The sequence below is a fragment of the Parvibaculum sp. genome, assembly GCF_049672805.1.
Lineage (GTDB): Bacteria > Pseudomonadota > Alphaproteobacteria > Parvibaculales > Parvibaculaceae > Parvibaculum.
In genome coordinates, this window is the sequence record NZ_JBATWS010000325.1 from 1 (window position 1) to 11,033 (window position 11,033).

At 61.2% G+C, this 11,033-nt stretch carries 11 protein-coding genes and 1 tRNA gene; 3 read left to right on the top strand and 9 right to left on the bottom strand.

All coding sequences use genetic code 11. The features are described from left to right. Positions 1 to 587: class I SAM-dependent methyltransferase (locus WBF74_RS10270; RefSeq protein WP_424439131.1), on the bottom strand; the 587-nt coding region annotated here is incomplete at its 3' end. 135 nt (positions 588 to 722) lie between these two features. Here WBF74_RS10270 and WBF74_RS10275 point away from each other — a divergent pair. Beyond that, complete coding sequence (locus tag WBF74_RS10275; protein ID WP_424439134.1) at positions 723 to 1,304, top strand: hypothetical protein; 582 nt, start codon at positions 723 to 725, stop codon at positions 1,302 to 1,304. Between the two features lie 4 nt (positions 1,305 to 1,308). Here the strand turns inward: WBF74_RS10275 and WBF74_RS10280 are convergent, their stop codons facing one another. Beyond that, positions 1,309 to 1,911, bottom strand: coding sequence for a histidine phosphatase family protein (locus WBF74_RS10280; RefSeq protein WP_424439137.1), 603 nt, complete (start codon positions 1,909 to 1,911; stop codon positions 1,309 to 1,311). After that, complete coding sequence (locus tag WBF74_RS10285; RefSeq protein WP_424439140.1) at positions 1,908 to 2,873, bottom strand: magnesium transporter CorA family protein; 966 nt, start codon at positions 2,871 to 2,873, stop codon at positions 1,908 to 1,910. Before WBF74_RS10285 ends, WBF74_RS10280 begins: the two co-directional genes overlap by 4 nt. 300 nt (positions 2,874 to 3,173) lie before the next feature. On the opposite strand from WBF74_RS10285, the gene WBF74_RS10290 reads away from it, so the two are divergent. Both WBF74_RS10290 and WBF74_RS10295 read left to right on the top strand, forming a co-directional pair. Beyond that, positions 3,174 to 4,598: a DEAD/DEAH box helicase gene (locus WBF74_RS10290; protein ID WP_424439143.1), complete on the top strand. Its 1,425-nt coding sequence runs from the start codon at positions 3,174 to 3,176 to the stop codon at positions 4,596 to 4,598. A gap of 85 nt (positions 4,599 to 4,683) precedes the next feature. Beyond that, positions 4,684 to 5,547, top strand: a complete 864-nt coding sequence (locus WBF74_RS10295; RefSeq protein WP_424439146.1) for an alpha/beta hydrolase family protein — start codon at positions 4,684 to 4,686, stop codon at positions 5,545 to 5,547. 39 nt (positions 5,548 to 5,586) lie between these two features. On the opposite strand, the gene WBF74_RS10300 is transcribed toward WBF74_RS10295, so the two are convergent. From WBF74_RS10300 to WBF74_RS10325, 6 genes are all read right to left on the bottom strand, one after another. Beyond that, positions 5,587 to 5,662, bottom strand: a tRNA-Lys gene (locus WBF74_RS10300). Positions 5,663 to 5,795: 133 nt separating this feature from the next. Continuing rightward, complete coding sequence (rodA, locus tag WBF74_RS10305) at positions 5,796 to 6,944, bottom strand: rod shape-determining protein RodA (RefSeq protein WP_424439149.1); 1,149 nt, start codon at positions 6,942 to 6,944, stop codon at positions 5,796 to 5,798. Next, a complete protein-coding gene (gene mrdA, locus WBF74_RS10310; protein ID WP_424439152.1) occupies positions 6,944 to 8,836 on the bottom strand; it encodes a penicillin-binding protein 2 in 1,893 nt (630 codons plus the stop codon). Before mrdA ends, rodA begins: the two co-directional genes overlap by 1 nt. Positions 8,837 to 8,846: 10 nt before the next feature. Beyond that, on the bottom strand, positions 8,847 to 9,380 hold the full coding sequence (gene mreD, locus WBF74_RS10315) for a rod shape-determining protein MreD (protein WP_424439154.1): 534 nt from the start codon (positions 9,378 to 9,380) through the stop codon (positions 8,847 to 8,849). A gap of 2 nt (positions 9,381 to 9,382) precedes the next feature. After that, entirely contained in the window at positions 9,383 to 10,276 is an 894-nt protein-coding gene (mreC, locus tag WBF74_RS10320; protein ID WP_424439157.1) for a rod shape-determining protein MreC, read from the bottom strand. 82 nt (positions 10,277 to 10,358) lie between these two features. Next, on the bottom strand, positions 10,359 to 11,033 hold a 675-nt coding region (locus tag WBF74_RS10325; RefSeq protein ID WP_424439160.1), incomplete at its 5' end, for a rod shape-determining protein.

Sequence of the window (11,033 nt, forward strand, 5' to 3'; positions counted from 1 at the left end):
CTCTTCACCACACGCTCTTCTGCGAAAAGCCCGGACGCCAGCGCCAGTTTGTATATCTCGTAAGGCGGGCGACCGCCATCTTTCGGGTCCGGGAAAACATCATGGATCGCGAGAATGCCTCCCGGCATCACGCGCGGCGCCCAGAGGCGGTAATCTGTCATCGCCGGTTCCATGCCATGCCCGCCATCGATGAACACCATCGAAAGCGGCGTCATCCAGCCCTTCGAAACAACTTCGGAGGGCGCGACAAGCGGCACCACCGTATCCTCGAGCTTCGCCAGGCGCAGCGTACGGCGGAAGAGCGGAAAGGTGTTCAGCCGGTCCGTTTCCGGGTCATAGAGCGTCTCGTCATGATGCTCCCAGCCCTTCTGGTTTTCTTCCGAGCCATAATGATGGTCGAGCGCATAGAGAACCGCCCCATTCTTCTGGCAGGCTGTGCCGATATAGACCGCTGACTTGCCGCAATAGGAGCCGATTTCGAGCACCGGCCCAAGCCGCGAGGCCTCCAGCGCCGCCTCATGAAGCGCCCGGCCCTCTTCTGCATCCATGAAGCCCTTGATGCTCTCAATATCGATCGGAAGCTGCACGCGTCTGCCCTGCTCTGATGGGTGAATGCTCTTTCCCTCGCACGTCCCCGCCCGCGCGGCAAGCGCTTAACGGGGTGCAACGAATGGGAAACGAATGCACGGGATAATGGCGCCTCCCATGCCCCGGAGCCAGTGATGACCGACGCCGCCAGCCAGATCGATCAGGATGAATATGACGCCATCCGGGAGGCCGTCCTTTCGACACCGAAAGGCCGCTGGTTTCTGGAAGAATTTGCCCGCCGCCACCGTGCCGCCGATACGCAGGAAGTGATTTCCTCCATCACGCGACTCTACGACCTCGCGCGGGAAACGGCGGCGGAAGCCCGCTTCGGCTTCCTCTATCACGAAATGCAGGAGATGCGCCGCGCCATGGGCGAGGCGCGTGCCGCCATCGCGGCTATCAAGCCGGGCGAACCGCGCACCGCCCTGCCCCATGACGACCTCGCAAGCGTGGCGGAAGCTGCAAACCGCGCCGCAGAAGACACGCGCCACGCCGCGACCCGGCTTCAGGAGATTGCCGAAACGCTGCGCCATAGCGGCGCGGATGCCGATCTCTGCGACGAGATCGAAACCCATGCGAGTGGCATATTCATGGCCACCTCCTATCAGGAGATGACGGGTCGCCGCATCGGCCTTGTCGTGCAGGCATTGGAAGTAATGGAAAACCACATCGCGAAAGTCGTCTCGCTCTGGGAAGCAGAAGCCCGCAAGGGCTGAGCCCTCACGCGCTCACTTCGTGGTTGATGCAGCCGACGCTCCATTGCGACGCGCCATCCACCACGCGATGTCCGAGCTTCGTGATCGAGAGCGGCGCAACATCAATCCGCAACGCCGTTGCAAGATCGATGTCGAGTGCCAGCGCAATCGCCGCGCGAATAACATTACCATGCGCAACCGAGACAATCGTATGCCCGGCATAATGCTCGGTCAGCCGCCGCACCCCGTCATAAACACGGGTCGCCATATCGACAAAACTCTCGCCTTCCGGTGGCACGATCTCGGCCGGCCAGGCCCAGTCGAGCGTGCGGTTGGCGGCAAAGACATCATTATAGCTTCGCCCCTGCCACAGCCCGTAATTCTGATCGGTGAAATCGCTGACCGCCACCGGATCAACACCTGACCGGAGCGCAAGCGCCGTCACGCGCGTCCGCGTGAGCGGCGAGCAGAGCCAGACCGCAACAGGCGGAAGCCGCCGTCCGATAGCCGCCGCAAGCGCGGGGTCCACAGGCTCCGGCGCGACATCGAGACGGCCATAATACCGGCTCTCCTGCCCCTGCACCGGCGCATGACGAATCCAGATCCATTCCGTGCGTGTACCGCTCATAGCCAGCCGCGATATTTGAAAAAGAGATAGGGAAGAATGGCCGAGAGCACCATGACACCGAGCGAAATCGGATAGCCATAAGCGAAAGAAAGCTCCGGCATGACCTCGAAATTCATGCCGTAAATACTCGCAATCAATGTGGGCGGCAGAAAGACCACGGCAGCAACGGAGAAAATCTTGATGATGCCCGTCTGCTCGTTGTTGATGACGCCAAGCGTTGCATCCAGCAGGAAGTTGATGTTGTTCGCAAGATAGGCCGCGTGATCGCCAAGCGCCGTCACGTCGCGCGTGAAGGTCTTGAAGCCGTGATCCGCGATCTTCGACAGTTTCACCTCGGTCGGCCGTGCAACAAAGCCCGCGAGCCGGCCGAAACTGACAAGGCTTTCCTTCACCTGCGATGTCAGCGAATGCGCCCGGCCGATACGCGCGATGATATCGGAATAATCGCGTTTCGCTGTGCCCTTGGGTTTGAAAATCTCGTGAGAGATGCTTTCAACATCCCCCTGCACCCGCTCCAGAAGGTCTGCCAGACGGTCAACGATCGCATCGAGCAGGCCCGCCAGAACCTCCTCTCCCCCCGCGCATGGAACGGCATGTCGCTGCGCCTGCGCCGCATAAAGACGAAACGGCGTCGGCTCCGCATAGCGCAATGTGAGAAGCCGGTGATCGGAGAGAACGAAAGTCACAGGCACGATGCTCGGCTCCGGCGTATCCGCCTGACACACCATCGTCGCCGTCATGTAGAGCGCATCCCCCTCCTGATAGAGACGGCTCGACATTTCGATCTCGTTCATATCCTCTTTCGTCGGCACATCCAGGTTGAGCGCCCTGTCGAGAAAGGTGAGATCATCATCATCCGGCAGCAGCGCGTCGATCCAGACAGTGCCTTGCGGAATGGCCTCGCCCCGCGCCACGGAAACGGGGCGCAACATGCCATTCGCGGGGAGATAGGCAGTAATCATCGAATCGGCCACCCTCGGAAAATGAGGCATTGATGATGCCCCTCGCCGTCCGCCGCGACAATCCGCGCGGGAACGCTTCCCGCCCCTCTCCCGCTTCTTTCTTGACATCCTACAGGAAAAGGCCCATGTGAACGGCGATTGTTCTCGTGTGCGCGCTTCGCGCTGCCTCGGCACCGCTTGATCCCGAAACAATTCACTCCCTTCCCGATTCCAAGCGCGTTGGAACGCGGCAAGACCCCGCGTTAAAGTTCCGGCCATGGTGGTCGGCGCAAGGCGTTGACTTGAGAGCAGACCTTTTAAATGACTGAAAAGACTTTCGCGGATCTCGGCGTTGCCGAACCGCTCATCCGCGCCCTTGGGGACGCGGGTTACACCCATCCGACCCCCATTCAGGCCCAGTCGATTCCCGCCCTTCTTGATGGTCGGGACCTTCTCGGCCTCGCCCAGACGGGCACCGGCAAGACAGCCGCCTTCACCCTTCCCATCCTCCAGCAGCTTGCTGCGGTGTTTGAGAAGCGCCAGCCGAAGCAGGCCCGCGCACTCATCCTGGCACCGACACGCGAACTCGTCGTGCAGATCGCAAAGAGCATCGAAACCTATGGTCGCCACCTGAAGCTGCGCCACACGGCCATTTTCGGCGGTGTGAACCAGTTCCGTCAGGTGCGCGCCATGCAGGGCGGCGTCGATATTCTCGTTGCTACGCCCGGTCGCCTGCTCGACCTGATGAACCAGAGGCATGTCGATCTCCGCCGCACCTCTCTGCTCGTGCTTGATGAAGCCGACCGCATGCTCGATATGGGCTTTGTGCGTGACGTGACAAAGATCGTCGCCGCCATGCCCAAAGAGCGCCAGTCGCTTCTCTTCTCGGCCACCATGCCGAAAAGCATCGAGCATCTCGCCGCCGAAATCCTCAGCGATCCCGTGCGCGTGGAAGTCACGCCGGAAGTCGTGACCGTTGACCGGATCGACCAGCGCGTTCTTCATGTGGATGGAAAGCGCAAGCGCGAGCTACTTGCCAAACTTCTCGATGACGCAGACCTTTCCCGCGTCATCATCTTCACACGGACGAAACATTGCGCCAATCGCGTCAGCGAGCAGCTTGAAAAGTCGGGCGTCGCCGCAGAGGCGATCCACGGCAACAAGTCGCAGGGCGCAAGGCAGCGCGCGCTCGACAATTTCCGCAATGGCAAGGCGCGCGTTCTGGTGGCAACGGATATCGCCGCGCGCGGCATTGATGTCTCGGACATCACCCATGTCATCAATTACGAACTGCCGAACGAGCCGGAGAGCTATGTTCACCGCATTGGCCGCACCGCGCGTGCAGGGCGCAGCGGTATCGCCGTCTCCTTCTGCGATGCAGCCGAACGTGGCCATCTGAGAAGCATCGAGCGGCTGACAAAGCGCCCGCTCACCGTTGTTAATACGACGGAATGGCTGGGCGAGCAGATTGAAGTGCCCGCTTACACCCCTTCCCGTCCGGGTGCTGGCCGCCCCAACCGTCGCAAGGGGGGCGATGCCCAGCCGGGCAAGCGTCGCCATTTCGGCAAGCCGAAGGGCGGCGAGACAGCACGCAACGGCGCCCCGAAGCGCGAAGGTGGCCAGAAGCGTGATGGCGGCCCGAAGCGTGACGGCGCTGGACGGTCTGGAAAGCCTGGTGCTGGCAAGCATATGGCCGGCAAGCCCCGCTCGCGCAGAGAGGGTTCCCACCAGTCCGCCGGTGCCTGACACACCATTTGCGATCCGGTTTCGCTACACAAAAAAGTACGGCTCTGGTTCACTCCAGAGCCGTGTTTCTTTTTGAGCAGATCAGATGCGCCTCAACCTCGCCCTTTTTTGCCTCCTCATGCTTTACCTCGTCGGCTGTACCGTCGCGCCGCCAGCGGAACGCGCGGCGCAGGCCGATAACATCGCGCGGGGGAGCGGGCTTCAGCCGCTTCTGATCGAAACCGGCACTTTCGATATTCACGCCCGCCTGCGCGCCGCGTCGGATACCTCGTTGCTGGTCATTTATATCGAGGGCGACGGCCTTGCATGGCGTACACGAAACACACCTTCCACCGACCCGACGCCGCTTGAGCCGGTAGCACTCCGCCTTGCCGCCGCTGATGATGCACCATCTGTCGCCTGGCTCGCCCGCCCCTGCCAGTTCGCGGGTGGCGAGACGGCACGCAACTGCACGAAAACATGGTGGACGGACGGGCGCTATGGCGAAGCCGTCATAGACTCCCTCAATGCAAGCATCGACACGCTGAAGCAAAGGACGGGTGCTGCCACCCTCGCGCTGGTCGGCTATTCCGGTGGTGGGACGGTAGCCACCCTCATCGCTGCACGGCGTGATGACATAGTATGGCTCAAAACCGTGGCCTCCCCGCTCGACACGGAAGCCTTCACCACACACCACAAGGTGACGCCCCTCAGCGCCTCCCTCAACCCGGCCGACCACGCGCCCCGGCTGACCCGCCTGCCCCAGATACACTATGTCGGAAGCGATGACGCCGTCGTCCCGCCCGATATCAATCAGGCCATCGCCTCAAGGCTCAATGAGGAAGGCTGCGCCACGCTGAGAATCATGCCCGGCATCGGGCATGGCGCGGGCTGGTCAGAAGCATGGCGAACGCGAGCGAGCGAGATCCCCGCCTGCGAGGCACGAAACGGTCAGCCGACATCGCCCTGACCGACACCTGACCGCCTGTTTTCTGATTTCTGGGGATTTTGGTGGGCGCACAAGGACTCGAACCTTGGACCCGCTGATTAAGAGTCAGCTGCTCTACCAACTGAGCTATGCGCCCGCCGGGCCGCCTGAGCGACCGGTGGAAACCACCATCTCCGCCCCACCAATTGTGTGGGGAGCGCTGCCTATAGCAAAGGATGGACGGCCTGTCTAGCGGCCCCTGCACCCTTTCCGGGCAAGACCGAAATCTCCTACCAGAAGGCGCTGGGCCCGCGTGAAATTTCCAGATGCCGGTGAATATGGACGCTCATCAGAAGGCCGAATGCGAACATCAGTGAGAGCATAGACGTGCCGCCATAGGACACCAGCGGGAGCGGCACCCCCACCACGGGCAGAAGGCCCATCACCATCGCCGCGTTGATGAAGATGTAGAAGAAAAAGATCATGGAAATGCCCATGGCGAGCAGCCGCCCGAACTGGTTGCGGCATTGCAGCGACACATTGAGCGAGAACATCAAAACCACAAAATAGAGCGTGAGCAGCACAAGTCCGCCCACAAGCCCCAATTCCTCACCCAGCATGGTGAAGATGAAGTCTGTGTGCTTTTCCGGCAGGAAGTTGAGCTGGCTCTGTGTGCCCTCCATGAACCCCTTGCCGAACACGCCGCCGGAGCCGAGCGCGATCTTCGATTGCATGAGGTGATAGCCGGTGCCCAACGGATCGCGCTCCGGCTCAAGGAAGGTCAGCACGCGGTTGCGCTGATAATCATGCAACCGGCTCCAGATGATCGGAATGGCCGCGAGAACGCCGCTGCCAGCAATGATGAAGTAGCGCCAGCGAAGCCCCGCCACGAAAAACAGAACCCCGCCCGATGCAAGCAGAAGGATCGCCGTGCCAAGGTCCGGCTGTAAAACGACAAGTCCCACCGGCACAACGGTGAGAATAAGCGGCACAATCATGTTGCGCAAATGCGAGACCTCATCCAGCGTGAGCCCGTGGAAATAACGGGCAAGCGCAAGAATGAGCGTGACCTTCATCACTTCCGACGGCTGGATGGAAATGAAGCCGAGATTGAGCCAGCGCTGGGCACCCATGCCCACAAAGCCGATGATTTCCACAGCGACCAGCATGACGAGCGCAACAGCGTAAAGCGGATAGGCAAGACGCATCCACAGGCGAAGATCGACCATCGACACCACGATCATGATGCAGACGCCAGCCGCGAAGCGCCCCGCTTGCCGCATCGCCCAGGGCGTGAAGCTGCCTTCCGCCACCGAATAGAGCATGGCAATCCCGATCGAGGCGATCAGCGTGAGCAACAGGAGAAAAGCCCAGTTGAACTCTGCAAGCTTCTCGGTGAGACGCATCTCCTGTCCGGTAAAACGGCGCAGATCGAACATCAGCCAGCCCTCGACGAATTATTGTCGCCCGGCACCCTGCCCCGCGCCTGCGGGCGCGCGGGATTGCGGGTGAGAACTTCGCGCATGATGTCGCGCGCCACAGGTGCCGCCGCACCCGAACCCGACCCGCCATGCTCGATGACGACAGACATGGCATAGCGCGGTTCATGCACGGGCGCGTAGCAGACGAAAAGCGCGTGGTCGCGCTGGCGCCATTCAATATCTTCGTTGCGCAGAACACCCGAAAGGCGCTCGGCGCGGGAGATGCGGCGCACCTGCGCTGTGCCGGTCTTGCCGGCAAGCTCAAGCCCCGGCTCGGCAATGCGCGAGCGATAGGCCGTACCGCCCGCCTCGTTGGAAACGGCGTTCATGCCGTTTTGCGCCGCGCGCAAGGCTCTCTCACTTACATTGAGCGGAGGCGGCTCCTTTACGGGCAGCAACTGTCCGCCAATCGCCCGTGTCAGCCGGGGCGTGACCGCAAACCCGCCATTGGCGATACGCGCCGTCATCACGGCAAGCTGAAGCGGCGTTGCGAGCAGATAACCCTGCCCGATACCGGCAATCACGGTCTCACCCTGATGCCAGACTTCGCCGCGCGTCGCGCGCTTCCATTCGGGCGTCGGCACCAACCCTGCCTTTTCACCAGACACATCGAAATCATAGGTCTGGCCGAGACCGAACTTGCGCGCCATCTCGGCAATCGCGGTGATGCCGATGCGCCGCGCGACATCATAGAAATAGACGTCGCAGGAATGTTTAAGCGCTTCGTGCAGATTGACTGCGCCGTGTCCGCCCTTCTTCCAGCAATGAAAATCATGATTGCCAAGGGAATAGTGGCCCGGACAGGAAACCCGATGCGACGGGTCCACACCCGCCTCCACGGCTGCCATCGCCACCACCATCTTGAAGGTGGAGCCAGGCGGATACATGCCCGCCAGCGACTTGTTCATCAGTGGCAGATAGGGACTTTCGAGCAACGCCTTATATTCAGCGGTGCCATAGCCCATGTTGAACTGGTTGGGATCGTAGGCAGGCGCAGAGACGAGCGAAATGACATCGCCCGAATGAATATCCATCACCACCGCGCTCGCGCTTTCGCCGCGCAACCTCTCCCATGCAAAGCGCTGCACATCGAGATCGAGCGTGAGCACGACTTCACCGCCGGGCTTACCCGGATCTTTTGACAGTTCGCGGATCACGCGGCCATAGGCATTGACCTCGACATGGCTCGAACCCGGCATACCGCGCAGCTCACGGTCATAGGTCTTTTCCACACCTTCCTTGCCAATGCGAAAGCCCGGCAGGCGCAAAAGACGCTGATCCTCGCGCGGTGCATTTTCAAGATCGCGTTCCGATACGGATGCGACATAGCCAAGCACATGTGCGAATTCTTCGCCGTAAGGATAGTCGCGCGTCTCGCCCACATCAGGGAGAATGCCTGCCAGATCGGGTTCATTGATGTTTACTTGCGCGAACTGATCCCAGGTAAGGTCTTCCGCCACCGTGACGGGCATGAAGCGCGGCGAACGCGCAATGTCGCGCAGGATGCGCTTGTGCCGGAACTCATCGACAGGAACGATGCGCGAAAAACGCTTTAGCGTTTCTTCAACATCAGGCGTCTGCTCCGCAATGATCATGGCGCGGTAGTTCTGGCGGTTGCCCGCAAGAACGCGGCCGAACCTGTCCACGATATTGCCGCGCAGAGGCGCGAGAAGCCGCATGGCGATGCGGTTTTCTTCCGCCATCATGCGGTATTGGTCGCTCTTTCGTACCTGCAGATAATACATCCGCCCCGCAAGCACGATGAAGGCAACAGCCTGCACCCCCGCGAGCAGCGCAGAGCGTCGCGTAAAGGTCTGATACCTGCTGCTGTCTCTGCCGTTGATCTGCATCCGCGCTCTCCTAGCCGCGCTGCAAGACGCGTCTTTCGATGCGTCCAAAGAGCATGACAAAAAGCGGGAAAACGGCAACCGTCACAGCCATGTGCTTGATGACGGATGCAGGCGGCACGAGCATGCCGTGAATAATTGAAACCACGATCCAGGCAAGCGCACCTGCAAATGCGGCGGCGAGCGCGAAGCCGATCCAGAACGCCGAGAAAGGCGCATTCACCACAATCACGCGCTGCGGTACGATCACGGCATAGGTGACGACATAGACGAAACCCCAAAGCCCGATCTCGCCACCGGAGAGAAGATCAAACAGCACACCCACCGTGAACACGGCAAGCGGCGGAAACATCTCAGGCCGCACAATGGCCCAGTAATAGATCGCCATCAGCGGAAAGGCCGGCACGAGCGCCGAGCCGAAGATGCGGCCGAAGGGAACGAAAGAAAGCAGCACGCAGATAATGCCGATCACGAAAGGCATCACCGTCAGAACGACGCGTCCGGCGCGGGCTGCAGGTGTCGGGGAATAGGGCTCGAGCTTCGCCATGACTATTCCGCCGCCTCCACGCTTTCGCTGTCGGCATCTCCCCGCAGCAGTTCAGGCGGGTCCTGCCTGCGCACCTGGGAGGGGAACTCATATTGAAGTACGCGCACGAAGTCGAGCCGACCCCGGTCGCTGAAGGTCTGCACACGCAATTCTCCATCGCTTGTCTGGATGACAAGGCCGACGGGAATGCCTGCCGGAATGAGCCCGCCATCGCCGGACGTCACCACCCGGTCGCCCGCCGACACCGCGCTCTGCGTGGCGAGATATTCAAGCGTCGGCCATTCGGTATTGTCGCCAGCAAGGATTGCCTTGTATTGCGCCGGTTCGACCACCACCGGAATGCGGCTGTTGAGGTCGGTCAGCAGCAGGACACGGCTCGCCTTTGGCCCCGTTGCAACGATGCGGCCGACAAGCCCGTCTGAATCGATCACCGCCAGACCGCTGCGCACGCCCTGCTCGCGCCCGACATTCACCAGTACCGTGTCGATGAAGGGGCCGCCGGAATCACTCACCACCCGCCCGCTCACATATTCGATCGAGGGATCGACCTGCACATTGAGCAGCGCTTCATAGCGCGCGACCTTCGCCTGAAGCTTCAGCGCCTCTTCTTTCCAAGCAAGCAGCCGCGCATTCTCCGCGCGCAGCCGCTCGTTCTCGTCAAAGACATAGGCATATTCATCCGTGCGCTCGATAAGGCGACGGGTTGCAGCAACGGGACGCGAGGCCACTTCGAGCAGAGGGGCCGCAAGATCGGTGACAACCTGCCGCGCCCTGTCAAAGACATAGGTTTCCGCACGGCCGAGCAGCAGCAGCGCCGCCGCCAGCGTCAGCATGAAAATCAGCGAAATCCGATGAGAGAATTCGCGGAAAGGCAGAGCTGTGCGATTGGGCTCCATGACGACTTGCTACTGCTCTCTCGGTAAGGCCGACCGTCCTTCGCCTGCCCGACCCTTGGCCGGGATCGCCGCTGCGTTGCGTTCAATACACCGATGAAAGGACGTGTTTCATCGTCCGGATATGTTCAAGTGCCTTGCCCGTACCAAGCGCGACGCAGGAAAGCGCATCATCGGCGATGCTGACCGGCAGGCCGGTCTCATCGCGCAGCACCTGATCCAGATTGGCAAGCAGCGCACCACCACCTGTGAGCACGATGCCCTTGTCCACGATATCGGCAGCGAGTTCCGGCGGCGTCGCCTCAAGGGCCACCTTCACCGCTTCCACGATCGCGCCGACAGGCTCGGCAAGGCTCTCGGCAATCTGCTTCTGGCCGATGGCAATTTCCTTCGGCACACCATTCATCAGGTCGCGGCACTTGATCTCGATGGTCATGCCATCGCCATCCGCGGGAATAGCTGCGGAGCCGACTTCCTTCTTGATGCGCTCCGCGCTCGCTTCGCCGACGAGCAGATTATGGTGACGGCGGATGTAGGCGATGATCGCTTCATCCATCTTGTCGCCACCCACGCGGACCGAGCGCGCATAGACAATGCCGCCGAGCGACAGCACGGCAACTTCCGTCGTGCCGCCACCGATATCGACGACCATCGAACCGGTCGGCTCTGTAACGGGAAGCCCGGCGCCAATGGCGGCCGCCATCGGCTCCTCGATCAGATAGACGCGGCGCGCACCGGCTGAAAGCGCTGATTCCTGAAT

Bases quoted from the DNA above. Each gene is read 5' to 3' on its own strand.
- WBF74_RS10275 (WP_424439134.1), top strand. From the start codon at position 723: ATGACCGACGCCGCCAGCCAGATCGATCAGGATGAATATGACGCCATC.
- WBF74_RS10280 (WP_424439137.1), bottom strand. From the start codon at position 1,911: ATGAGCGGTACACGCACGGAATGGATCTGGATTCGTCATGCGCCGGTG.
- WBF74_RS10285 (WP_424439140.1), bottom strand. From the start codon at position 2,873: ATGATTACTGCCTATCTCCCCGCGAATGGCATGTTGCGCCCCGTTTCC.
- WBF74_RS10290 (WP_424439143.1), top strand. From the start codon at position 3,174: ATGACTGAAAAGACTTTCGCGGATCTCGGCGTTGCCGAACCGCTCATC.
- WBF74_RS10295 (WP_424439146.1), top strand. From the start codon at position 4,684: ATGCGCCTCAACCTCGCCCTTTTTTGCCTCCTCATGCTTTACCTCGTC.
- rodA (WP_424439149.1), bottom strand. From the start codon at position 6,944: ATGTTCGATCTGCGCCGTTTTACCGGACAGGAGATGCGTCTCACCGAG.
- mrdA (WP_424439152.1), bottom strand. From the start codon at position 8,836: ATGCAGATCAACGGCAGAGACAGCAGCAGGTATCAGACCTTTACGCGA.
- mreD (WP_424439154.1), bottom strand. From the start codon at position 9,380: ATGGCGAAGCTCGAGCCCTATTCCCCGACACCTGCAGCCCGCGCCGGA.
- mreC (WP_424439157.1), bottom strand. From the start codon at position 10,276: ATGGAGCCCAATCGCACAGCTCTGCCTTTCCGCGAATTCTCTCATCGG.